Raw genomic sequence first — 24,235 nt, 5'->3', positions numbered from 1 at the left:
TTGCGATATCGCCCGAAAAGCCGCGCCAGCATTGGGTTTGGAATAAAAACAACACCGTAGAAACAGGCTCGGCCGAGGCGTTTCCGCCCCGGCTTGCGGTTTACCGCAGCATGCCCGCCGCCGCGGTCTGATGCGTGGCTTCGTCGATCAGGATGAATGCCCCGGTGGCGGGTACATCCGCATATCGATCGATCGCCAACGACTCGCGCGTGGTGAACGTGACGCGGCCGATGTCGTTCATGCGCAGCGTGCCTTCGGTGTTCTCCACTTCCTGCAATTCATGGATGTCGCGATGCGTGAGCACCGCGCGGATCTTCGCCGACGTCAGGCGCGTACCGTGCTTGAGCAAATACTTGCGCGCCGGGTTGAGCGCCTGCGCGTCGAGCCAGCACAGCTCGGCCTCGAACTCGCGCGCCACCTGCGCCGGCGCCGATGCATGCACGATCACGTCGCCACGCGACACGTCGACATCGCGGTCGAGCACCAGCGTGACCGAATCGCCCGCCACCGCTTCATCCAGCGCGCGATCGAACAACCGCACCTCCTGCACGCGCGCGGTCACGCCCGAAGGCTGCACCGCGATCTCGTCACCCGGACGCAGCACGCCGCTGGCAATGCGGCCCGCGTAGCCGCGGAAATCATCCTTGAGGCTGCCGTCGTGGCGCGCCACCCATTGCACCGGAAAGCGCAGCGGCCCGGCGCGGCCATCGGCCGCCAGATCGAGCGATTCCAGCAGCGTCAGCAGCGGCTGGCCCGTGTACCAGGGCGTCTTGTCCGACAACGTCACCACGTTGTCGCCGTTCAGCGCCGACAACGGCAGCGCGTCGAAGTGCGCGATGCCGAGCTTGCCCGCCAGGTCGGCGTAGGCGTCGCGGATGCGCTCGAACACGGCGGGGTCCCAGTCCACCAGGTCCATCTTGTTGACCGCCACCACGATGTGGCGGATGCCGAGCAGGCGCGCAATGGTGCTATGGCGCTTGGTCTGCGGCAGCAGCTTGCCGTCGGCCGCGCGCGTGGCGTCGATCAGGATCACCGCCACGTCGGCGGTGGACGCGCCGGTGACCATGTTGCGGGTGTACTGCTCGTGGCCGGGCGCGTCGGCGATGATGAACTTGCGCGCCGGCGTCGAGAAATAGCGGTAGGCCACGTCGATCGTGATGCCCTGCTCACGCTCGGCTTCCAGGCCGTCGGTCAGCAGCGAAAAATCGATGGCGCCCTCGGCCACGCGCTTGTACTTGGCGCGCGAGATGGCGTCGAGCTGGTCGGCGAACACGCCCTTGCTGTCATACAGCAGGCGGCCGATCAGCGTCGATTTGCCGTCGTCGACCGACCCCGCGGTGATCAGGCGCAGCACGCCCGTGTCGGCGCCGGAAAGAAAAGAATCGTTTACTGCGTTCATATGCGTCCCCTGTGGGCCGGGCTGGCGCCGGCCGCTCATGCAATCAGAAATAGCCTTCTTTCTTGCGGCGCTCCATCGAGGCCTCGGAAGTCTGGTCATCCATGCGCGTGGCGCCGCGCTCGGTGATGTCGGTGACCGCGGTCTCGGCGATGATGGCGGCGGTATCGGCCGCCTCCGAGGCCACCGGGCAGGTGCAGGAAATGTCGCCCACCGTGCGGAAACGCACCGACAGGCGCTCGACCGTATCGCCGTCCTGCGGCGGCGTCAGGCGCGTCACCGGCACCAACAGGCCCTTGCGCCGCACCACCTCGCGCTGGTGGCTGAAGTAGATCGACGGCAGCGCCAGCCGTTCGCGCTGGATGTACTGCCAGACGTCCAGCTCGGTCCAGTTGGAGATCGGAAACACCCGCATGTTCTCGCCGCGGTGCACCTTGGTGTTGAACAGGTTCCACAGTTCCGGGCGCTGGGCCTTGGGGTCCCACTGGCCGAACTCGTCGCGGAACGAGAAGATGCGCTCCTTGGCGCGCGCCTTTTCCTCGTCGCGGCGGGCGCCGCCGATGCAGGCGTCGAAGCCGAATTCCTCGATCGCCTCCAGCAGCGTCACGGCCTGCGCCGCGTTGCGCGAATCGGTCTCGCGCCGCAGCACCACGCTGCCGCGCTTGATCGAGTCTTCCACGCTGCGCACGATCAGGGTCTCGCCCAGCTCGGCGGCGCGGGCGTCGCGAAAGGCAATGACCTCGTCGAAGTTGTGGCCGGTGTCGATGTGCATCAGCGGGAACGGAAAGCGTCCCGGGCGGAAGGCCTTTTCGGCCAGGCGCAACAGCACCACCGAGTCCTTGCCGCCCGAAAACAGCAGCACGGGCTTCTCGCTTTCGGCGGCCACCTCGCGCAGGATGAAGATGGCTTCCGATTCCAGCCAGTCCAGGTGGCTGCGTTGGATCACTGCGGACATGAATATTCCCCTAAAACGGATTTCTGATGGGTGGCGGCGTCAGTCGCGGGGAGCCGCGACGATGCCGATGACCCGGTTGCCTGCGTGCAGGCCGCATTCCTTGGAATCCGACGACTCCCACCACCAGCGCCCCGCGCGCAGGTCTTCGCCCGGGCGGATGGCGCGGGTACAGGGTTCGCAGCCGATGGACGGATAGCCCTGGTCGTGTAGCGGGTTGTACGGAATGCCGAGGGCGCGGATCACGCCCCAGACGTCCGCTTCGCTCCATTCGGCCAGCGGGTTGAACTTGTAGAGCCCGAAGGTGGCGTCGTCTTCTTCCAGGTGCAGCTCGCCGCGCGTGGCCGACTGCGCCCGCCGCTGCCCGGTGATCCAGGCGCCGCGCCCGGCCAGCGCGCGCTTGAGCGGCTCGACCTTGCGGATCTGGCAACAGGCCTTGCGCAGCTCGACGCTTTCGTAGAAGGCATAGGCGCCATGCTCGGCCACGTGGCGTTCGACCGCGTCGCCGTCGGGCCGGTACACGGTGACCTCGCGCCCATAGCGCTCGCGCACCGCGTCCAGCACGCCCAGCGTTTCCGCATGCAGCCGGCCGGTGTCGAGCGTGAAGACTTCCAGGCTCAGGCCGGCGCTGTAGATGGCGTGCGTCAACACCATGTCCTCGGCCGCCAGCGACGACGCCAGTGCCGCATCGGGATAGCGCCGCTGGATGTCGGCCAGCCGCGCCTGCAGTTCGTCCCAGCGTGCTGCCAGGGCCGGCTCCAGGCCGGTATCGAGTGCGGCCGCCGTCATGCTTGCACCGCGAAGATACGGGCCCGGCGCGGGCGGGCCAGCAGCACGTCGCCATCGCGCAAGCCGAGCTCCCGGTACAGGTGCTCGGGCACCTCGGCCTCGATGACGGCGTCGGAATCCTCGCTGGCCAGTTCCAGGTAGGCGCTGGGGCCGGCCAGGTAGGCATGGGACAGGCGCACCGGAATGCCGGCGGCGCCGGCCCGATAGCGCTCGATGTCGAATTCGTGCGGCCGCACATAGGCGGTGGCGCGCTGCGCCTCGGCCTGCGCCAGTTCGGGCGCCGGCAACGACAGGCCCGCCCCTTCCCAGACGCCGCGGCTGGCCACGCCCTGCAACTGGTTGACGTCGCCCAGGAAGCCATAGACGAAGGGCGTGGCCGGCCCTTCCCAGACTTCGCGCGGTGTGCCGACCTGTTCGATCTTGCCGGCATTCATCAGCACCACGCGGTCGGCCACCTCCAACGCCTCTTCCTGGTCGTGCGTGACGAACACGCTGGCCACGTTCAGCTCGTCGTGCAGGCGGCGCAGCCAGCGCCGCAGTTCCTTGCGCACCTTGGCATCGAGCGCGCCGAAAGGCTCGTCCAGCAACAGCACGCGCGGCTCCACCGCCAGCGCGCGCGCCAGGGCGATGCGCTGGCGCTGGCCGCCCGACAGCTGCGCCGGGTAGCGGTCCGCCAGCCAGTCCAGTTGCACCAGATTGAGCAGGTCATGCACCTTGCGCCGGATCTGCTCTTCCGGCGGCCGCTGCGAACGGTGCTTGACGCGCAACCCGAAGGCGACGTTCTCGAACACCGTCATGTGCTTGAACAGCGCGTAGTGCTGGAACACGAAGCCGACCTGGCGCTGGCGCACGTCCACCGCGGTGGCGTCCTCGCCGGCGAACAGCACGCTGCCCGTGTCGGCCGACTCCAGCCCGGCGATGATGCGCAGCAGCGTGGTCTTGCCACAGCCCGAAGGCCCCAGCAGCGCCACCAGCTCGCCCGTCTCGATGTGCAGCGAAACGTCGTTGAGCGCCCGGAACTGGCCGAAGCGCTTGGAAAGATTGCGTACTTCGATACTCATGCTTGTCTCCGTCTGGCCGGCCGCGTCAGGCGACGGCCGGCTTGATGGCCGTCGCGGGCCCGGGATACTCGACCGGCAGCTCCGCCGCCTTCAGGTAGCGCGCGTTGCGCCACTCGATCACGTTCTTGGCCACCAGCGTCACCAACGCCAGCAGCGCCAGCAGCGAGGCCACCGCGAACGCCGCCGAATACTGGTATTCGTTGTAGAGAATCTCCACATGCAGGGTCATGGTGTTGGTCAGGCCGCGGATCTGGCCCGACACCACCGAGACCGCGCCGAACTCGCCCATGGCCCGCGCATTGCAGAGAATGGCGCCGTACAGCAGGCCCCACTTGATGTTGGGCAGCGTCACGCGCCAGAAGATCTGCCAGCCGCTCGCGCCCAGCGTCAGCGCGGCCTGCTCTTCCTCGCTGCCCTGCGCCTGCATCAGGGGGATCAGCTCGCGCGCGACGAAGGGGAAGGTCACGAACAGCGAGGCCAGGATGATGCCCGGCACGGCATAGACGATCTTCAGGTCGTGCGCCTGCAGCCAGTCGCCGAACCAGCCCTGCGTGCCGAACAGCAGCACGAACACCAGGCCGGCCACCACCGGCGACACCGAGAACGGCAGGTCGATCAGCGTGATCAGGAACTGCTTGCCGCGGAACTGGAACTTGGTGATGGCCCAGGCGGCGGCCACGCCGAACACCAGGTTGACCGGCAGCGCGATCGCCGCCACCACCAGCGTCAGGCGGATCGCGGCCAGCGCATCGGGCTCGACGATGGCCTCCAGGTACAGCTGCCAGCCCTTGCGGAAAGCCTCGTAGAACACCGCGGCCAGCGGCACCAGCAGGAACAGTGCCAGAAAACCCAGCGCCAGGAACAGCAGGATGCCGCGCACCCAGCGCGGCTCGGTCAGGTGGGCGGGACGGTCAACAAAGCTCATGCCTGTCTCCCGAGGCCACGACGGGCCTGCCAGCCCTGCAGCAGATTGATGACGAAAAGCAGCACGAACGACAGCACCAGCATCACGGTGGCGATGGCGGCGGCGCCGGCATAGTCGAACTGCTCCAGCTTGGCGATGATCAGCAGCGGCGTGATCTCGGACACCATCGGCATGTTGCCGGCAATGAAGACCACCGAACCGTACTCGCCCACCGCGCGGGCGAACGCCAGCGCGAAGCCGGTCATCAGCGCCGGCACCAGGCTCGGCAGCAGCACGCGGCGGATCGTCTGCCAGCGGTCCGCGCCGAGGCTGGCGGCGGCCTCCTCGATTTCACGCTCGATGTCTTCCAGCACCGGCTGCACCGTGCGCACCACGAACGGCACGCCGATGAAAATCAGCGCGATCACGATGCCCAGCGGCGTGAACGCGACCTTCAGGCCGAACCAGTTGGCCAGCGGCGCGCCCAGCCAACCCTTTTCCGCGTACAGCGCGGTCAGGGCGATGCCGGCCACGGCGGTGGGCAGCGCGAACGGCAGGTCCACCAGCGCGTCCAGGATCTTCTTGCCCGGAAAGCGGTAGCGCACCAGTACCCAGGCCACGATGGTGCCGAACACCAGATTCACCAGCGCCGCCAGCAGCGAGGCGCCGAAGGTGAGTTGATACGACGCCAGCACCCGTGGCGCCGTCACCGCGTCCCAGAAGCCCTGCCAGCCCAGCGAGGCGCTCTTGATCGGCAGCGCCGCCAGGGGAATCAACACGAGCACGCTCAGGTACAGCACCGCGTAGCCCATGGAAATGCCGAAACCGGGCAGCACGCCCGGGCTGTTGCGCCGAACGGCAAAAGGCGCCCGCGCGCCCTTTGCCGTCGGAATCGAGGCTGTAGTCATGGCCGTCGTCCGCTGGTTGTCCGCTTACTTCTTCTGCGGCTGGTAGATCTGGTCGAAGGTGCCGCCGTCGCTGAAGTGGTCCTTCTGCGCCTTGCGCCAGCCGCCGAAGATCTTGTCGTCGATGGTCACCAGCTTGACCTTGGGGAACTTGCTTTCGTACTTGGCGGCCACGGTCTTGTCGATCGGCCGGTAGTAGTTCTTGGCGATGATTTCCTGGGCTGCCGGGGTGTAGAGGAATTCCAGGTAGGCCTGGGCCGCGGCGCGGGTGCCCTTCTTGTCGACGATCTTGTCGACGATGGCCACGGGCGGCTCGGCCAGGATCGACAGCGACGGCACCACGATGTCGAACTTGTCCGGACCCAATTCTTCCAGCGCGAGGAAGGCCTCGTTCTCCCACGCCAGCAACACGTCGCCGACGCCGCGTTCGACGAAGGTGGTGGTAGCGCCGCGGGCGCCGGTATCCAGCACCGGCACGTGCTTGAGCAGGTCGCCGACGTAGGCGCGCGCCTTGTCTTCGCTGCCGCCGTTCTTTTCCAGCGCGTAGGCCCAGGCGGCCAGGTAGTTCCAGCGCGCGCCGCCGGAGGTCTTGGGGTTGGGCGTGATCACCTGCACGCCGTCCTTGATCAGGTCGTCCCAGTCCTTGATGTGCTTGGGGTTGCCCTTGCGCACCAGGAACACGATAGTCGAGGTGTAGGGCGAGCTGTTCTGCGGCAGGCGCGCCTGCCAGTTTTCGGGCAGGAGGCCGCGGTCGGCGATGGCGTCGATGTCGTAGGCCAGCGCCAGCGTCACCACGTCGGCTTCCAGGCCGTCGATGACCGAGCGCGCCTGGCGGCCGGAACCACCGTGCGACTGACGGATGGTCAGGTCGACGTTGGCCTTTTCCTTGTATTGCTTGCTGAAGGCGTCATCGATGGCGCGGTACAGTTCGCGCGTCGGATCATAGGACACGTTCAACAGCGTCTGCTTCTGCTGCGCCTGCGCCGGCGCAATCGCGGCAAGAGACATCGTCACTGCGGCCAAGGCGGCCAACCATCCGGCTTTCCTGAAAGACATTCCTTGCTCCCTTCGCGTGTTTGGCAATGTGAAAGCAAGTGTGCCGGCGGCCTGTTCTGAACGGAACGAATCATTCTTTGATTGCTCATCGCTTCCAGGCATATAGCGCGCCCGCCGCAAGACGTGAAAAAGCCGCGCATTCCCAGGGAATACGCGGCTTTGCGGGCGCTTTTTCGGGCGCCGTCCGGACGGGCGGCGCCGGCCGCCCATAAACGGATTTCTTATTTACTTATTCGGCTGGGGCGTAATGCGCAGGTACGGACGCACCGCTTTGTAGCCCTTGGGGAACTTCTGCTTGATCACGGCTTCGTCCTGCAGCGACGGCACGATGATGACGTCGTCGCCGTCTTCCCAGTTGACCGGCGTGGCCACGCTGTGGCTGTCGGTAAGCTGCAGCGAGTCGATGACGCGCAGGATCTCGTTGAAGTTGCGGCCGGTGCTGGCGGGATACGTGATGATCAGGCGCACCTTCTTGTTCGGGTCGATGATGAAGACCGAGCGCACCGTCAGCGTGGCATTGGCGTTGGGGTGGATCATGTCGTACAGCTCGGACACCTTGCGGTCCTTGTCGGCCAGGATCGGGAAATTGACCTTGGTCGACTGGGTGTCGTTGATGTCCTCGATCCACTTGGTGTGCGAGTCGGTGCCGTCCACCGACAGCGCCAGCACTTTCACGTTGCGCTTGGCGAATTCGTCGGCCAGCTTGGCGGTGTAGCCCAGTTCGGTGGTGCAGACGGGCGTGAAGTCGGCCGGATGCGAGAACAGCACGCCCCAGCTATTGCCCAGATACTCATGGAAACGGATCGGGCCGGCGGAGGATTCCTGCTCGAAATCGGGCGCGGTGTCGCCCAGGCGTAGATGGCTCATGGTGTCTCCTGCTTGCGGACTCGGGTTGCGGAATCGACCGGCCGCCCTGTCCGGCGGCCGGCTGGAAAAGCGTTTCGGCGGCGGCCTGTGCCGCCCTCCAAAACGATTCTTCCATCAAACCTGTTGCAGGGGAAATACGCAAGACATATAACCTTATGCAATATTCGCGGCGGCGCCGCAGGCGTCCGCCACCACGCCGGCGCGCACCGCCGCCGACAGCGCCAGGGCGCGCGGCAGAATGTGGGCGGCGTAGAACAATCCGGTCGCCAGCTTCTCGCGATGGAACGGATCGGTCGATCCCGCCGCCAGGTGCCGGCGGCACGCCAGCACGGCGCGCGCCATCTGCCAGCCGCCATGCACCACGCCGGCCAGCATCAGGTACGGCACGCTGCTGGCATAGACGGCGCGGATGTTCACCGCCGTTTGCTCCAGGATGAATTCCACCCCCGACTCGTAGGCCTGGATCGCGCTGTCGAGGTTGTCGCGCAGCAGGCGCAGGCCGTCGCGCTCGGGCGCCGCGGCGCGCGAGGACTCGGCCTCGACCGCCCGCAGCGTCTCACGCATGGCGGCAATGGCGGCGTAGGCGGTGGCGCCGGCATCGCGCTGGGTCTTGCGGCTGACCAGGTCATTGGCCTGGATCGCGGTGGTGCCCTCGTAGATCGGCAGGATGCGGGCATCGCGGTAATACTGGGCCGCCCCGGTCTCCTCGATGTAGCCCATGCCGCCGTGCACCTGCACGCCAAGCGAGGCCACCTCCACCGCCGACTCGGTGGCAAAACCCTTCACGACGGGCACCATGTATTCGTAGAAAGCGCGGTTGCGGGCCCGCTGCTCCGGGTCGGGATGGTGAGTGCCCTTGTCGTGGGCCGCCGCCGTCACGTAGGACACGGCGCGCGCCGCCTCGGTCAGCGCCTTCATGGTCAGCAGCATGCGCTGCACGTCCGGATGGCGAGCGATCGCGACGGCGGCGCTGGAACCTTCCACGGCGCGTCCCTGCACCCGTTCGCGCGCGTAGGCCAGCGCGTGCTGGTAGGCGCGCTCGGACACGCCGATGCCCTGCTGCCCGACCGAATAGCGCGCCGCGTTCATCATGATGAACATGTATTCCAGGCCACGGTTCAGTTCGCCCACCAGGTAGCCGACCGCGCCCTCGCCCGCCTCGCCCTTGCCGGATCCGTACAGCAGCACGGCGGTGGGACTGCCGTGGATGCCCAGCTTGTGCTCCAGCGACGCGCACCAGACATCGTTGCGCGGCCCCAGGGAACCATCGGCCCCGACCAGGAACTTCGGCACGATGAACAGCGAGATGCCTTTCACCCCGGGGGGCGCGTCCGGCGTGCGCGCCAGCACCAGGTGGATGATGTTCTCGGCCAGATCGTGCTCGCCGTAGGTAATGAAGATCTTCTGGCCCGACAGGCGGTAGCTGCCGTCTTCCTGGCGCACCGCGCGGGTGGCGACCTGGGCCAGGTCGGAACCTGCCTGCGGCTCGGTCAGGTTCATGGTTCCCGTCCATTTGCCGCCGATCAGGTTGGGCACGAACTTCCTGCGCTGTTCTTCCGACCCGACCGTCAGGATGGCTTCGATCACGCCGTCGGTCAGCATCGGGCACAGCGAGAACGCCAGGCTGGCCGCCTGGATGTTCTCGCCGGGCGCGGCCGCGACCAGCTTGGGCAAGCCCTGGCCGCCCCAGGCCTGCGGATGCTGCAGGCCCTGCCAGCCGCCGGCGGCGTAGTCCTTGAAGCCCTGGGCATAGCCCGGCGTCGCGGTCACGTGGCCATCATTCCAGACCGGGGGCCGGGTGTCGCCCGGCACATTCAGCGGAGCGATCGCCTGCTCGACGAAGCGGCCATTCTCTTCCAGGATGGCGTCCACCAGGTCGGGGGTCACCTCTTCGAAACCGGGCAGCTTGAGGACGTCGTCCAGGCCGGCCAGCTCCTTGAGCGCAAAGCGGAAATCCTGCAACGGGGTTAGGTAGGGCATCTTGTCTCCATGAGCCGGCTCCCGTGACGGCGGGCGCGGCGGGGTGCGATGGGATGCCGCCTTGGGCGCCGCGCGTGGCGCGGCCGATGGCGGTCTCGGTAGTTTCCCTAGCCTATGTTAAACCCTCGTTCCCCGTCATGGGTCCGGCCATGCGACCGGACTCAGCCGCCCAGGTGATGCGCCAGCGACACGATGATCGGTCCCAGCACCGGCAGCAGCACATTGGCGATGGCATAGGTCACGGTGTAGCCCAGCAGCGGCACCGCGCTGCCACTGGCTCCCAGGATGGCGCTGATCGCCGGCGTGCTGACATGCTGGCCCGCGATGGCGCCAACCAGCAACGGCCCCTCTATCTTGAGCAGCTTGTGCCCGACCCACAGCGACAGGCAGGCCGGCCCGAGCGACACCAGCAGGCCGATCAGCGGCAGCACCGCCCCGTGCTCGCGGATCAGCGACACCGCTTCCGGGCCTGCCGACAGGCCGACACAGGCGACGAACACCGCCAGCCCCAGGTCCTTGAGCAATTGCACAGCCTGCTCGGGCATGTGGCCCAGCGCAGGCCGCTTGGCGTTGATCCAGCCGCAGACCAGGCCGCTGACCAGCGCGCCGCCGCCACTGCCCAGCGACACCGGAATGCCCCACAGGCGCGCGGCCAGGCTGCCGATCAACAAGCCGGCGAGAATGCCGAACGACAGGAATACCAGATCGGTCACGCCACTGCGCCGCAACTGGTTACCCAGCGCCGCGCCGGCCTGCGACAACTCCGGTTCGGCGCCCACCAGCGTCACCAGGTCGCCATACTGCACCACGGTGGCCGGAGTCACCGGCAGCATATGGCCCGAACGCTGTATCGACTGCAGGAACACGCCGCGCGCGCGCTGCGCCCGCGGACGCGCCGCCAGTTCGCCCACGGTGTGGCCATTGACTTCCTTCTTGCTGACGATGACCTGCAACTCGGCCAACTGCAGATCATCGGCATGCGCCTCCGGCAGCTGGATCTCGGGCCCGATCACCGAGCCGGCCCGCAGCGCGAAGCGGCGCAGCCCCAGCACCACCACGATGTCGCCGGTGGCCAATACGTCCGCGGGGGTGGGATCGAGCGCCTCGCCATTGCGCAGGATGCGGCTGATCGCGGTGCGGCCGCCCATCTCGGCCTCGACCTCGCCCACGGTCTTGCCATCGGCGTCCTTGACCACGTGCGAGCGCCCCACCAGCCGCGGCAGCGTCGGCATCATGCTGTCGTCGGCCTCGCCAGGCCCCGCGCCGAGTTTCTCCTCCAGCGCCTTGGAAGCGTCGCGCAGGTTGATGCGCAACAGCGCGGGCGCCACCTGGCTGGTGAAGAACACGATGCTGATCAGGCCCACCAGGTAGGTCAGCGTGTAGGCGGTGGCGATATTGGCCTCCATGCGCTGCACGTCGGCGTCGGCCAGCCCCAGGTGCTTGAGCGCCTCCGCCGCGGTCCCGACCACGGCCGACTCGGTTGCCGCCCCCGCAGCCAGTCCAGCCGCCGTGCCCGCGTCCAACCCGAACAGCGGCACCGCCAGCAGCACGATGGTCAGCACCAGCAGCGCCTCAATGATGGGCAGCACGATGTAGCGCAGGCTGGACCGGTTCAGGTTGGCGAAGAACTGCGGTCCGCCCGAATAGCCCATGGCGAAGATGAACAGGGCGAACGCGACCTCCTTCAGATCGCCGCGCATCTGGCAGCCGGTCTGGCCGATCAGCAGGGCAACGATGAGCGTGCCGCACACGCCCCCCAGCTGGATCGGCCCGATCTTGAGCTTGCCGATCAGGTATCCCAACCCCACCGTCAGGAACAGCACCGCGATGGGAACGTTATTGAAAAACCCGACTGAGCACGTCATGAGGTCATGTCACCCTGGATCTGGCGGACGATGGCGGCTACTTCGCCCCTTTGGTGGCCGAGCGCTCGGCCTTGGCGGCCTTCTTGACCGCCTGCTTCACCGCCTTCTTGGCGGCTTGCTTGCCGGCGCCCTTGCGCTTGGCGGCGGCGGGCTTGACCTTCTGGCCCTTGCCGGCGGTCGGACCCGAACGCACCAGTTGGCCGGCCTTCCAGGCCTCGACGTATTCCGTGGCGGCGTCGACCATGTGCTTGCCGATCTTGGAATAGTCGCCATCATCCAGGTTGGCCAGCGAAATGCGGATGGACCAGGGCGGCCCGCCGAACCCGCCGCCGTCCATCAGCACCACGCCGGATTTCTCGGCCAGGCGGAACAGGAAGTCGACCGGCTCGTAGTTGGACGTCATGTATTTGCAGAAGGCGTCGCCATAGGTGTTCTTGGCCCAGACCATGAAGTCCAGTTCGACGTAGTACCAGCCACGCATCGGATCCTCGGGCGGCAACGGCACGCCCAGCCCGCGCCACAGCGCATCGCGCCGCGCCCGCACGATCTGCATGGTCAGGTGCTTGTACGCGTCCTTCAGGTCCAGCAGGTGCGACAGGGCGAAAAAGCCCATCTGCACCTGTTGCGGCAGCGACAGGCCGGCGGTGTGGTTCAGCGCCACGTTGCGGCTGTCGGCCACCATGCGGTCGATGAACTTGAGCTTCTCGGGCTCCATGGTCATGGCGCCATAGCGCTTGTTCAGGCGGTTCTTCCACGATGCCGGCAGTTCGGCGATGCGGCGGTCCATGGTGTTCTTTTCATGGGTCGCGATCACGCCCAGGCGCCAGCCGGTGCAGCCGAAGTTCTTCGAGAAGGAATACACGCAGATGGTGTTGTGCGGCACTTCGGCCATCAGCGAGCGGAAGTTCGGCACGAAGGTGCCGTACACGTCGTCCGTCACCAGCACCAGGTCCGGATTCTTGCGGATCAGTCCCACGATCTGCTTCATCTCGACCGGGCTGAAGGCCACCGACGGCGGATTGCTGGGGTTGACGGTCACCGCCAGCTTGATCTTCGGATTCTCGAGCTTGGCGATTTCCGAGGCCGGATAGTGCCAGTCGTGGGTGCCGTCGGCGCGCACGCTACTGGCGTTGATGGCGACGATCTTGAACTGGAAGCGCTCCAGGTGCGCGATCTCGATGTAGGGCGTGAAGGTCGGCAGGAACAGCGCGATGGTATCGCCCTGCTTGAGCAGCCCGTTCTGCATGAGCGAATCGAAGATGTAGCACATGGCCGCCGTGCCGCCCTCGACCGGGAACAGGTCGAACTTGCCCTTGGGCGGCCGGCCGTCGCACATTTCCTTGATCAGGTAGTCATGCACCACCTGCTCCAGGTGCACCAGGGCACGCGGCGGCACCGGGTAGTTGTCGCCGATGACGCTGTCGGTCAGCTCATGGATCCATTCGTCGGGCACGAAGTTCTTGATCTTCACGCCGTACTCAAGCACCCCGGCCAGGAAGTCCGCGCCCGCCGCGCCCTTGTTCTTGGACAGGAACTTGCGCAGGCGATCGGCGCAGCCCTTCTTGGGCGGCATGCCCGCCAGGATCACATCGTCGCGCACGCGGCGCGCTTCCTTCATGGCGAACTGGCCCAGCAGGAAGAAGGCGTCGCGCGGTTCGGTGGCAATCCAGTTGGGATTGCCGCGGCCCGCGTTCAACATGGTCAGCGCGGCCGTCTGCTGGGTGTCCTTGGCCAGCGTGATCAGATAATCCTTAAGTTCAAAGGGCGACAGTTGCTCCAGGTCGCGTTGGCGCGAGCGGGTGGTTTTCAGGGCCGAGGCCAGGCTGACGGTGAGAGGCGCGGTGGAAGCCATTGTTCAGTTACTCCTGGTTTGCGATTGACGGACGAGATTGCCTTCGGCGGAAACGGCCCCTAGGTCATGAGCATGACGATGACGATGCCCCAGATGATGAGCAGGGTGTTGCCGATGGCGTAGGGCACCGTGTAGCCCAGCGCCGGCACCTGGCTCTTCGCGGTCTCGGTGATCTGGCCGATGGCGGCGGTGGTGGTGCGGGCGCCGGCGCAGACGCCCAGCACGATGGCCGGATGGAACTTGAACACGTAGCGGGCGATGTACACCCCCAATATCATCGGCACGCTGGTGGCGATGATGCCCGCAATGAAAAGCTTGGCGCCCAGTTGCTGGAAGCCCTGCACGAACCCGGGGCCCGAACTGATGCCGACCACCGCCACGAAGGCAGTAAGGCCGACCGACGTCAGGAACCAGTGCACCGGCTCCGGCACCCGTCCGAAGGTCGGATGCACCGAGCGCAGATAGCCGAAGATGAGGCCGGCGATGAGCGAGCCGCCCGAAGTCGACAGTGTGATCGGAATGCCGCCCACGGTCAGCACCAGCGTGCCGAACAGCCCGCCCAGCAGGATGCCGAAGCCCACGAACACCATGTCGGTCTGCTCGGTGGCGCGGTCCACGTACCCCACCTTGCCGACCACGCGCTCGACATCGCGCTTGGCGCCAAGGATGAACAGGCGGTCGCCGCGATCGAGCTTGAGCCCCCAATTGATCGGCATCTCATGGCCGCCGCGAACCACTTTGCGCAGGAACACGCCACGCCCCAGTGCGCGCACCTGCTCCATTTCGGCGATTTCCTTGACGGTCTTGCCGGCCAGATTCTTGTTGGTCAGCACCACCTCGACGATCTCGGCGGGCAGGTTGATCAGGTCACGATCCTCGACTTCGGCGCCGATGATCCCCGCCGCCTGCAGCACCAGCGCGTCGTGCCGGCCAGCCACGCCGAGCACGTCGCCGGCCTGCAGCACGGTGGTCGAATCGGTATCGAGGATCTGGTCGCCGCGGCGGATGCGCTCGATGAACACGCGCGCCTCGACAAAGCGCGACTCGACATCCCCCACAGTCTTGCCGACCCATTCGGGATGATCGAGCTTGTAGGCGCGAGAGATGAACTTGCGGTAGCCCGACAGCTCCATCGAATCCGCGCCGCCGGACATCTTGGCCTCGTACTCCTTGCACTCCTTGACGATGTCCACGCGCATCAGTTTCGGGCCCAGCGAGGCCAGCAGCCAGGCGCTGCCGACGGTGCCGAAGATGTAGCAGACCGCATACGCCACCGGAATGCTGTCGATCCATTTCTTCTTGGTGGCCGCGTCGATGCCCAGGCCGTTAATGGTGTCGGTAGCCACGCCCATCACCGCGGAAATGGTCTGCGCGCCGGACAGCAGGCCCGCCCCCGTTCCGGCATCGAAACCGAAACCGACGGCCGTGCCCCAGGTCACCAGCAGGCAGATGACGCAGATGACCACGGCGAAAATGACCTGCGGCAGGCCATCGCTTTTCATGCCGCGAAAGAATTGCGGCCCGACGCCATAACCCAGGCCGAACAGGAACAGCAGGAAGAAGACTTGTTTGACGATCGGGGCGATCGTGATATTGAGCTGGCCGACCAGCACGCCGACCAGCAAGGTGCCGGTCACCGCCCCCAGGTTGAATCCGAATATCTTCTTGGCGCCTATCCAATACCCCAGCCCGAGGGTAAGGAATATTGCCAGTTCAGGGTATTTCCGCAGAGTGTCAAATAACCATTCCATCCCGAATCTCCTTCGTTATGTACCGGCCAAGCACTTGCGCGAATCCTAGCTGCGCGCGGCATACATTATCAGAATCTTTCCAAAGATCAAAAGAATTGCACTGCAAATAGCAAATAGTTTCGATTGTCAGGCGGGCAAATAAAAAGCCCGCGGACATAATGTCCGCGGGCCCGGATACAACGATGAAGCGATGGCTTACAGCGCGCCGGTCAGTTCGGGAACCACCTGGAACAGATCGCCCACCAGACCATAATCGGCCACGCCGAAAATCGGCGCTTCGGGATCCTTGTTGATGGCGACGATGACCTTGGAATCCTTCATGCCGGCCAGGTGCTGGATGGCCCCCGAGATACCGACGGCCACGTACAACTGCGGCGCGACGATCTTGCCGGTCTGGCCGACCTGCCAATCGTTGGGCGCGTAGCCGGCGTCGACCGCGGCGCGCGAGGCGCCCAGGGCGGCACCGAGCTTGTCGGCCAGCGGATCCAGGATCTTGAAGTTCTCGGCGCTGCCCAGGCCACGGCCGCCGGACACGACCACGCGGGCGCCGGCCAGTTCCGGACGGTCGCTCTTGGCGACTTCGCGGCCGACGAAGCTCGACAGGCCGGAATCGGCCACGGCGGCAACGTCTTCCACGGCGGCCGAGCCGCCCTGCGCGGCCACGGCGTCAAAGCCGGTGGTACGCACGGTGATGACCTTGACCGGATCGGCCGATTGCACGGTGGCGATGGCGTTGCCGGCGTAGATCGGGCGCTGGAAGGTATCGGCGGATTCCACGCCGATGATGTCGGAGATCTGGGCGACGTCGAGCTTGGCGGCAACGCGCGGCGCGATGTTCTTGCCCGAGGCAGTGGCCGGGAACAGGATGTGGCTGTAGCCCGAGGCCACGGCCAGCACCTGGGCGGCGACGTTCTCGGCCAGGCCATCGGCCAGCTGCGGCGCGTCGGCCAGCAGCACCTTGGCCACGCCGGCCGCCTGCGCGGCCTGGTCGGCCACGGCGCGGGCATTGGCGCCGGCGACCAGCACGTGGACGTCGCCTCCGATCTTGGCGGCGGCGGCGACGGCGTTCAGGGTTGCGCCCTTGAGCTGGGCGTTATCGTGTTCGGCAATAACCAGCGTCGTCATCTCAAACCACCTTCGCTTCGTTCTTGAGTTTGTCCACCAGGGCCGCGACATCGGCCACCTTGATGCCGGCCTTGCGGGCGGGCGGCTCGCTGACCTTGAGCGTCTTCAGGCGCGGCGCCGGATCGACACCCAGTTCTTCGGGGGTGACGGTGTCCAGCTGCTTCTTCTTGGCCTTCATGATGTTCGGCAGCGTGACGTAGCGCGGCTCGTTCAGGCGCAGGTCGGTGGTGATGATGGCCGGCAGCTTGAGCGTCAGCGTTTCCAGGCCGCCGTCCACTTCACGCGTGACGGTGGCCTTGCCATCGGCCAGCTCGACCTTGCTGGCGAACGTGGCTTGCGGCCAGTCCAGCAGCGCGGCCAGCATCTGGCCGGTCTGGTTGGCGTCGTCGTCGATGGCCTGCTTGCCCAGGATCACCAGTTGCGGCTGTTCCTTGTCGACCAGCGCGCGGAGCAACTTGGCCACGGCCAGCGGTTGCAGTTCGGCGTCGGTCTGGACCAGCACGCCGCGGTCGGCGCCGATGGCCATGGCGGTGCGCAGGGTTTCCTGGCATTGCGCAACGCCGCAAGAAACCGCCACGACTTCGGCCACGGTGCCCTTTTCCTTCAGGCGGGTGGCTTCCTCGACGGCGATCTCGTCAAAGGGGTTCATCGACATCTTCACATTGGCGATATCCACGCCGGTCTGATCAGACTTGACGCGCACCTTGACGTTGTAGTCAACGACGCGCTTGACAGGTACCAACACCTTCATCCCGCTGCCTCCAAATGGAAATAATTACCCGGGGGGGAGTTAACGATCCGCCGGGATCGCATTGCACAATTTTTTCCTGATTCTACAGCTTCGCCAGCGCCCGTATATGGGCCACGACGCTGCGGCCCAGGGCGGACAGGTTGTAACCGCCTTCGAGCGTGCTGACGATCCGGCCCTGGCAGTGGCGTTCGGCCACGTCCACGAGCTGCTCTGTGATCCATGCATAATCGGCCTCCACCAGCCCCATTTGACCCATGTCGTCCTCGCGATGGGCATCGAAACCCGCCGAAATCAGAATGAGTTCGGGGCGGTGCGCCTCGAGTCGCGGCAGCCAGGTGTCGGTGACGATGGTGCGCACGGCGGCGCCCGCCGTATAGGCCGCCACCGGCACATTGACCATGTTGGCCGCCGGCTGCTCGGTGCCGCTGTTGGGAAAGAACGGGTGCTGGAAAATGCTGCACATCAGCACCCGCTCGTCGCCGGCGAAGACGTCCTCGGTGCCGTTGCCGTGGTGCACGTCGAAGTCGACGATGGCCACCCGCGACAGGCCGTGGAACTCCATGGCGTGGCGGGCCGCGATGGCCACGTTGTTCAGAAAGCAGAAGCCCATGGCCTGCGAACGGCAGGCATGGTGCCCGGGCGGACGCACCGCACAAAAAGCCGTGCGGGCCTCGCCCCCCATCACCGCGTCAACGGCCGCCACGCCCGCGCCCGCCGCGTACAGCGCGGCTTCGTAGGTATGGGGGTTCATCAGGGTGTCCGGATCTATCGGGTAATACCCGTGTTCCGGCGTATGCTCGCGCAGACTGTCCAGGTACTGGACAGTGTGCACCCGCAGCACGTCATGGCGGGACGCCTGCGGCGCCTGCCGGTCATCCAGATAGGGCATCAAGCCGCTGGCAAGCAATTGGTCGGAAATGGCGTCCAGCCTCTGCGGGCTCTCCGGATGCCAACTGCCCATTTCATGCAAGCGGCATGCCGGGTGGGTAAGATACATGGTCTCCATAAGGAAGATTATGTTCATCTGTCGGCGATTACTGCAACTCGGCACGCTTTCGGCCCTGCTGGCCGGGTGCTCCACCACCGCTCCCACCGCCCCCAATCCAGCCGCCGGCCAGCCGCCGGCGGCCACCACCGGCACCACCCCCATCCGCATCGGACCCAGTACGCCGACGCTCGGCTCCGAACCCGCCGATGACGGCCCGGCCGCCCTGACGCCCAGTGGCGCCCTGCGGCCGGAGGTGCGCGCCTTCGTCGAAGGCCTGGCCGCCGAACGCGACCTGCCGCTCAAGCCCATGGTCGCGGCGCTCGAAAGCGCGCGCTACAACGCCACCGTGGCGCGGCTGATCGCGCCCTCGCCGCCCGGCAAGAAAATCTGGCGCAGCTGGCTGACCTACCGCTCGCGCTTCGTCGAGCCCAAGCGCATCGGCTGGGGCGTGGAGTTCTACAACGAACATCGCGACCAGCTCAACCAGGCCGCGCAACGCTTCGGCGTGCCGGCCCCGATCATTGCGTCGATCATCGGCGTTGAAACACTGTATGGCCGCAACATGGGCAACTTCCGCGTGCTGGACGCGCTCACCACGCTGGCCTTCGACTATCCGGATCCCGCCAAGCCCGAGCGCGCCACCATGTTCCGCGGCCAATTGGCCGACTTCCTGACGCTGGCGATGAAAGGCAAGCTGGACATGGAAACCCGCGGCTCGTATGCCGGCGCCATCGGCATGCCGCAATTCATGCCCACCAGCATCAAGCACTACGCGGTGGATGGGGATGACAGCGGCCACATCGACCTGACCAACAACACCCGCGACGCCATCATGTCGGTGGGCAGTTTCCTCTCGCAGCACGGCTGGCAACGCGGCCTGCCGGTGTTCGCGCCGGTGACTCTGCCGGCCGATCCCACCGCCCTTGTGGATGGCGGACTGGAACCCAAGCAGACCTGGGGCACGCTGACCGCGGCCGGCGCGCGCCTGCAGCCGGGCGCCTCGGCCAATGGCTGGAGCAGCCAGCCCATGGGCGTCGTCGACCTGGTGGAGGAAGCCCGCGGCACCGCCCAGTACCGCGTAGGCACGCCCAACTTCTTCGCGCTGACGAAATACAACCGCAGCTACTTCTACGCCACCGCGGTGGCCGACCTGGCCAGCGAAATCGAGGCGCGCGTCGGCCGCTGAAGGCGCGGCGCCCGCCGCGCCCACGCCCGGCAGGCCCCGGGCGGCGGGAATGGCATGTCCCGGCCCTGCCCATTCCGGGTTGGCCCGGTCCAGGTCATCCCCTGGCTCACACCGTGGCCACCGGCGTGGCGGGCGAACCCACCGCGCCCGGCAGATTCAGCGGCGGCGCGGTCAGGAGGAAGCGGCTGCGGCCGTTGGCGGTCAGCCAGCGGGCCAGCGCGCCCAGATACCACATCTCGCCGATCGGCAGGCCGAGCTTGAAAATGCAGTGGTGGTGCAGCGGCAATGCCGCGCAGCACGCGTTCGGCTTCTGCGTCGGGTAGATTTCCAGCGCGTGGTTGTCCGACGCCATGGCGGCCACCTTGGAATCGGTGATCCACTGCAGCAGCTTCTCGTCGCTGCCATCCAGCCCGGCGCAGATCTCATGCAGGGTGTGGTGATCCGGCTGGCGCTGCTTCTCCAGCAGCGCATCGCCGAATTCCGTGTGGAACAGCACGATATCGCCCTGCTCGATCTCGATGCCATCGGCCTCGATGATGCGCATCAGATCGTCGTAGCCCACCGACTTCTGCTCGCGTCCATAGTGGCGCGCCAGGTCGACCATCACGCCGCGGCTCTGCAGACAGGACTCGGCCAGCTGGGTGATGTCCAGTTTCTTGGCATGGGAGGCGCCGCCCTGGCCCAGGTCGGTCTTGGCGAAGCCGTTGTCGACGTCGTAGTCCACCGGGCCGACCACGTGTTCGTTGGGACGGTAGCCGTTGTAGTAGACGCGCTCGGGCAGGCCATCGCCATTGGCGTCGAACAACGCGCCCACGTGCGCCAGCGAATCCCACTGGGTCGAATACTGCAGGCTCATCTCGACAATGTCGTCGCTCAGCACGTCGACGCATCCCGGGCGCAGGCGGCCCAAGGGGAAGTTCAGGTACTGGTCGCCGTCGCGCTCGGTGGGGCGCAGCTTGGGCGGATGGCGGCGCACGTTGACGCCATTGCCGCCGGGATAGTCCAGCGGCAGCGACAGGCAGAAGCTCAAACCTTCGCGAACCTCCTGGATTCCCTTCATCACGTTCGCGGGAGTGATGTAATTCAGGCAGCCCCGTTGGTCATCAGGGCCGAAATCCCCCCAGTTCGATCCCTCGGGACGGTTCTTCCATCTCATATGGCGCGGCTCCTTGGCCAGGAATTAAGAATTTGACACAAATTTATCACATATAGGATAATAACATCATGGATGTGAAAACAGCTGCCAGAGTCCTCGATGTCCTGAACCTCTTTGCCGAGGCGCAGAAGCCATTGCTGTACAGCGAAATCGCCGCGCAGATGGAGATTCCGCTGTCCAGCTGCCATGGCCTGCTCAAGACCATGGTGGCGCGCGGCTATCTCTACGAGATCGGCAAGAAACACGGCTATTACCCGACGCAGAAGCTGATCCACGTCGCCACCCTGATCTGCCGCAGCGACCCGCTGAACGCGGTGATCGAACCGGTGCTGGCGCGGGTGCGCGACCTGACCGGCGAAACCGCCCTGCTGGCCAAGCTGGCGGACGACAAGGTGGTCTATCTGATCGTCGCCGAATCCAAGCAGACCATCCGCTTCTCGCACCAGGCGGGCGGATTCAAGGCGGTGCACGCCACCAGCTCGGGCAAGGCCCTGCTATCGGTGCTGTCCGAGGACGAGCGCCAGAAGTGGTTCAAGACCTATCCCGGGTTCGCCTCGTACACCGAGACCACCCTCACCAGCCAGGCCGCCTTCGAGCGCGACCTGCAGGCCGGCATCCAGCGCGGCTGGCAACGCTCGCTCGGCGAAAACGTCGAGGACGTGATGTCCATCTCGCTGGGCTTCAAGGCCTATGAACAACCCTTTGCCATCGTGGTGGCCGGCCCCCTGGGGCGCATGCAGAAGAACGAAGCCACCACTGGCCAGCAACTCAAAGAGGTCAAGGCGCTGCTGTACGCGGCCCTGCCCTCGGCCAACCTTACCTTTGTAGGAGAAGACAGCAGATGAACAAGCGCACTTTGCTCGCCGCGGCATGCTCGGCAATCGCCATCGGCGCCCTGCCCCTGGCTGGCGCGCAGGCCCAGGATGCCTATCCCGACAAGCCGATCCGCGTGATCATGCCGTGGGCCGCCGGTGGCCCGACCGACGTGGTGGGCCGCGTGATCGCGGTGCGCATGGGCGAGATCCTGGGCCAGCCGCTGGTGATCGAAAGCCGGCCCGGCGCCAGCGGCACCATCGGCGCCGCCCAGGTGGCGCGCGCGCCGGCCGACGGCTACACCGTGCTGATGAATCCGTCGGTGCAGGGCATCTACCCCGCCCAGTTCAAGAGCCTGACGTTCGACCCGATCAAGGATTTCCGCATGGTCGGCGTGCTGGGCACGGTGCCGATGGTAGCGGTGGTGCCGCCTGATTCGAAGTTCAAGACCTTCGGCGAGCTGATCGCGCAGGCCAAGGCCCAACCGGGCTCGTTGAGCTTCGCCTCGCCCGGCGTGGCCACCCTGCCGCACCTGGCCGGCGAGCTGATCAACACCACCACCAAGGCGTCCATCTCGCACGTCGGCTATCGTGGCAGCAGCCCGGCCCTGACCGACGTCGCCGGCGGCCACGTTGACCTGATGTACGCGCCGCTGGCCCCCGCCCTGCCCCTGATCCAGAGCGGCAAGGTGCGCCCGATCGCCGTCACCACCAAGGCCCGCCTGGCCGAACTGCCCGACGTGCCGACCATCGCCGAAAACGGCCTGCCCGGTTTCGACATCGTCACCTGGTACGGCATGTGGGTGCCCAAGGATACGCCCGAGCCCATCGTCGCCAAGCTCAACAAGGTCATGATCGAGGCCTCGCAATCGCCCAAGGTGGTCGAGGCGCTGAAGTCGCAGGGCACCCTGCCCAGCACCATGACCTACCAGGAAGCCGAAGCCTTCAACCTGGCCGAAAGCGCGCGCTGGATCAAGGTCATGAAGGACGCCAACATCCAGCCCGAATAAGGCCCTGGCGACAGCCCGCGCCGCATGGCCGGGCCTCGCAACGCAAACGCCCCACGGCCCGGACGGTTTCCGGGTCGTGGGGCGTTTTTCCTGGGCGCCGGCAACGGCGCCGGCGCACGGCCTCAGGCGTTGAAGACGCCCGTGGACAGGTAGCGGTCGCCGCGATCGCAGACGATGAACACGATGGTCGCGTCATTGACGCGCTCGGCCACGCGCAAGGCCGCGACCAGCGCGCCGGCCGACGAAATGCCGCCGAAGATGCCCTCTTCGGCCGCCAGGCGGCGCGCCATGACCTCGGCCTCGGCCTGCTCGATCGATTCGTAGGCGTCCACTCGGCTTCGGTCGAAGATCTTGGGCAGGTAGGCCTCGGGCCACTTGCGGATGCCGGGAATCGACGAACCCTCGGCCGGCTGCGCGCCCACCACCTGCACCGCCGGGTTGCGCGACTTCAGGTAGGTGGACACGCCCATGATGGTGCCGGTCGTGCCCATGGCGCTGACGAAGTGCGTGACGCGGCCTTCGGTCTGCGTCCAGATTTCCGGACCGGTGGTCTCGATATGGGCGCGCGGATTGTCGGGGTTGGCAAACTGGTCCAGCACCACGCCGCGGCCGTCCGCCTGCATTTCGGTGGCCAGATCGCGGGCGTATTCCATGCCGCCCTTGTCGGCCGGCGTCAGGATCAGTTCGGCGCCATAGGCCGTCATGGCCGCGCGCCGTTCCACCGACAGGTTGTCGGGCATGATCAGGATCATGCGGTAGCCACGCATGGCGGCCGCCATGGCCAGCGCGATGCCGGTGTTGCCGCTGGTCGCCTCGATCAGCGTGTCGCCCGGCTTGATGTCGCCGCGCTCCTCGGCATGCCTGATCATGGACAGCGCCGGCCGATCCTTGACCGAACCGGCGGGGTTATTGCCTTCCAGCTTGGCCAGGATGACGTTGCCTCGGGCCGCACCGGCGGCTCCGGGAATGCGCTGCAGGCGCACCAGCGGCGTATTGCCGACGGTCTGCTCGATAGTGGGATAGGTAGTAGTCATGCTGCCGATCATAACCCCGCCCGGCGCCGGGCGCGGCCAAAAGCCGCGCTCGTGCCAGGGGTTCACGCCACGGGGCGGATCCCCCTGCCCCAAGGCCGGCCAACGCGGGAAGGCCTCCTCGCGCCTATCCGGTGGATGGCGAAGCGCCGGCCTTTGCGGATCAGGGGCGCGGCGGAGATACCGCAGCAGGTCGGCCTGCCGCCGTCGGCTTGGCTGCGGCCGCCTTGGCGGCGGCTACGCCAGCGCCGCCGGGCCTGGCCGTGCCGGCCCCACGCTCCCGTGGTGCGAGGGGCTTGGCGGCGGACTCCACCTTGGCGGGGGCGCCTGCTGCCGTCGACGCGGCGCCGGACGCGCCCACTGTCAGGCCGGCCGCCCCGAGGGCCTCGGCCTTTTTCTGGCTGATGCCGCGCACCCGCTCGGCCAGGTCTTCCAGCGATTCGAACCGGCCGGCGCGCTCACGTTCGCTGACGATGGTCTGCGCGGTACGCGGACCGATACCGCGGATGCCCGCGAGTTGCTGCGCGGTGGCGTCATTCAGGTCGAGCGCCTGCGCCGGCGCGTGCGCCACGCCGGCCGCCAGCAGGGCGACGCCCAGCGCCTGGCGCAAGCCGGTCCGCGCACGCGCGGTGGTGGCGATACGCGGGCGGTGCCACGGCAAGGCCGGCAGGCGGCGGGCGACAGTGGAATGCAGGAAGGGATTCATGAACAGGTCTCCGGAAAAAGCGCGGGGCAACGGCTGTTGCGCCACATCCTGATCATGGCCCGTCCAGGCACACAGGCGGGCAAGCAGTGATC

21 protein-coding genes are annotated in these 24,235 nt (G+C 66.6%); 3 read left to right on the top strand and 18 right to left on the bottom strand.

Annotated features, from left to right (window positions below; translation table 11 throughout):
• Nucleotides 1–100 precede the first annotated feature (100 nt).
• The 15 genes from ACUTAG_RS23500 to ACUTAG_RS23430 all read right to left on the bottom strand — a co-directional run bounded on the left by ACUTAG_RS23500 (nucleotide 101) and on the right by ACUTAG_RS23430 (nucleotide 18,260).
• Nucleotides 101–1,399, bottom strand: coding sequence for a sulfate adenylyltransferase subunit 1 (locus ACUTAG_RS23500; RefSeq protein ID WP_020924575.1), 1,299 nt, complete (start codon nucleotides 1,397–1,399; stop codon nucleotides 101–103).
• A 43-nt stretch (nucleotides 1,400–1,442) separates the two neighbouring features.
• On the bottom strand, nucleotides 1,443–2,351 hold the full coding sequence (gene cysD / locus ACUTAG_RS23495) for a sulfate adenylyltransferase subunit CysD (RefSeq protein WP_006388288.1): 909 nt from the start codon (nucleotides 2,349–2,351) through the stop codon (nucleotides 1,443–1,445).
• 39 nt (nucleotides 2,352–2,390) lie between these two features.
• Entirely contained in the window at nucleotides 2,391–3,137 is a 747-nt protein-coding gene (locus ACUTAG_RS23490; protein WP_148316487.1) for a phosphoadenylyl-sulfate reductase, read from the bottom strand.
• Nucleotides 3,134–4,198: a sulfate/molybdate ABC transporter ATP-binding protein gene (locus ACUTAG_RS23485; RefSeq protein WP_020924577.1), complete on the bottom strand. Its 1,065-nt coding sequence runs from the start codon at nucleotides 4,196–4,198 to the stop codon at nucleotides 3,134–3,136. Before ACUTAG_RS23485 ends, ACUTAG_RS23490 begins: the two co-directional genes overlap by 4 nt.
• A gap of 25 nt (nucleotides 4,199–4,223) precedes the next feature.
• Nucleotides 4,224–5,123: a sulfate ABC transporter permease subunit CysW gene (gene cysW, locus ACUTAG_RS23480; RefSeq protein ID WP_006388285.1), complete on the bottom strand. Its 900-nt coding sequence runs from the start codon at nucleotides 5,121–5,123 to the stop codon at nucleotides 4,224–4,226.
• On the bottom strand, nucleotides 5,120–6,010 hold the full coding sequence (cysT, locus tag ACUTAG_RS23475; RefSeq protein ID WP_006388284.1) for a sulfate ABC transporter permease subunit CysT: 891 nt from the start codon (nucleotides 6,008–6,010) through the stop codon (nucleotides 5,120–5,122). The genes cysW and cysT overlap by 4 nt, the downstream gene beginning before the upstream one ends.
• Before the next feature lie 24 nt (nucleotides 6,011–6,034).
• On the bottom strand, nucleotides 6,035–7,063 hold the full coding sequence (locus ACUTAG_RS23470; RefSeq protein ID WP_148316483.1) for a sulfate ABC transporter substrate-binding protein: 1,029 nt from the start codon (nucleotides 7,061–7,063) through the stop codon (nucleotides 6,035–6,037).
• A gap of 225 nt (nucleotides 7,064–7,288) precedes the next feature.
• The gene (locus ACUTAG_RS23465) at nucleotides 7,289–7,930 is read right to left on the bottom strand and encodes a peroxiredoxin (protein WP_006388282.1); all 642 of its coding nucleotides are present in this window, start codon (nucleotides 7,928–7,930) and stop codon (nucleotides 7,289–7,291) included.
• A 153-nt stretch (nucleotides 7,931–8,083) separates the two neighbouring features.
• Entirely contained in the window at nucleotides 8,084–9,910 is a 1,827-nt protein-coding gene (locus tag ACUTAG_RS23460) for an acyl-CoA dehydrogenase (protein ID WP_148316481.1), read from the bottom strand.
• Between the two features lie 161 nt (nucleotides 9,911–10,071).
• Complete coding sequence (gene aspT, locus ACUTAG_RS23455) at nucleotides 10,072–11,775, bottom strand: aspartate-alanine antiporter (protein ID WP_006388278.1); 1,704 nt, start codon at nucleotides 11,773–11,775, stop codon at nucleotides 10,072–10,074.
• Between the two features lie 37 nt (nucleotides 11,776–11,812).
• A complete protein-coding gene (locus ACUTAG_RS23450) occupies nucleotides 11,813–13,627 on the bottom strand; it encodes a bifunctional aspartate transaminase/aspartate 4-decarboxylase (protein ID WP_047992262.1) in 1,815 nt (604 codons plus the stop codon).
• Nucleotides 13,628–13,686: 59 nt separating this feature from the next.
• Nucleotides 13,687–15,378: an aspartate-alanine antiporter gene (gene aspT / locus ACUTAG_RS23445; protein WP_020924584.1), complete on the bottom strand. Its 1,692-nt coding sequence runs from the start codon at nucleotides 15,376–15,378 to the stop codon at nucleotides 13,687–13,689.
• A 195-nt stretch (nucleotides 15,379–15,573) separates the two neighbouring features.
• Nucleotides 15,574–16,503 (bottom strand): electron transfer flavoprotein subunit alpha/FixB family protein, encoded by a 930-nt coding sequence (locus ACUTAG_RS23440; protein WP_020924585.1) that lies wholly within the window; start codon nucleotides 16,501–16,503, stop codon nucleotides 15,574–15,576.
• Nucleotide 16,504: 1 nt separating this feature from the next.
• On the bottom strand, nucleotides 16,505–17,254 hold the full coding sequence (locus ACUTAG_RS23435; protein WP_020924586.1) for an electron transfer flavoprotein subunit beta/FixA family protein: 750 nt from the start codon (nucleotides 17,252–17,254) through the stop codon (nucleotides 16,505–16,507).
• Nucleotides 17,255–17,336: 82 nt separating this feature from the next.
• Nucleotides 17,337–18,260 (bottom strand): histone deacetylase family protein, encoded by a 924-nt coding sequence (locus tag ACUTAG_RS23430; protein ID WP_081247768.1) that lies wholly within the window; start codon nucleotides 18,258–18,260, stop codon nucleotides 17,337–17,339.
• Between the two features lie 10 nt (nucleotides 18,261–18,270).
• On the opposite strand from ACUTAG_RS23430, the gene mltB reads away from it, so the two are divergent.
• Nucleotides 18,271–19,428, top strand: coding sequence for a lytic murein transglycosylase B (gene mltB, locus ACUTAG_RS23425; protein WP_006388272.1), 1,158 nt, complete (start codon nucleotides 18,271–18,273; stop codon nucleotides 19,426–19,428).
• 106 nt (nucleotides 19,429–19,534) lie between these two features.
• Here the strand turns inward: mltB and ACUTAG_RS23420 are convergent, their stop codons facing one another.
• Nucleotides 19,535–20,584: a cyclase family protein gene (locus ACUTAG_RS23420; protein WP_006388271.1), complete on the bottom strand. Its 1,050-nt coding sequence runs from the start codon at nucleotides 20,582–20,584 to the stop codon at nucleotides 19,535–19,537.
• A 68-nt stretch (nucleotides 20,585–20,652) separates the two neighbouring features.
• Between ACUTAG_RS23420 and ACUTAG_RS23415 the strand changes: the two genes are divergently transcribed.
• Together ACUTAG_RS23415 and ACUTAG_RS23410 are read left to right on the top strand one after the other, a co-directional pair.
• Nucleotides 20,653–21,429, top strand: a complete 777-nt coding sequence (locus tag ACUTAG_RS23415) for an IclR family transcriptional regulator (protein WP_024068178.1) — start codon at nucleotides 20,653–20,655, stop codon at nucleotides 21,427–21,429.
• Nucleotides 21,426–22,406, top strand: a complete 981-nt coding sequence (locus ACUTAG_RS23410; protein WP_006388269.1) for a Bug family tripartite tricarboxylate transporter substrate binding protein — start codon at nucleotides 21,426–21,428, stop codon at nucleotides 22,404–22,406. Before ACUTAG_RS23415 ends, ACUTAG_RS23410 begins: the two co-directional genes overlap by 4 nt.
• Nucleotides 22,407–22,528: 122 nt before the next feature.
• Here ACUTAG_RS23410 and cysM read toward each other — a convergent pair whose 3' ends face one another.
• Together cysM and ACUTAG_RS23400 are read right to left on the bottom strand one after the other, a co-directional pair.
• The gene (gene cysM, locus ACUTAG_RS23405) at nucleotides 22,529–23,440 is read right to left on the bottom strand and encodes a cysteine synthase CysM (RefSeq protein WP_026382781.1); all 912 of its coding nucleotides are present in this window, start codon (nucleotides 23,438–23,440) and stop codon (nucleotides 22,529–22,531) included.
• A gap of 160 nt (nucleotides 23,441–23,600) precedes the next feature.
• The gene (locus ACUTAG_RS23400; RefSeq protein WP_081322313.1) at nucleotides 23,601–24,143 is read right to left on the bottom strand and encodes a ComEA family DNA-binding protein; all 543 of its coding nucleotides are present in this window, start codon (nucleotides 24,141–24,143) and stop codon (nucleotides 23,601–23,603) included.
• Nucleotides 24,144–24,235: the final 92 nt, after the last annotated feature.

Source organism: Achromobacter sp. CSND-B12, assembly GCF_052906545.1.
This window is presented reverse-complemented; position numbering and strand designations above follow the sequence as displayed.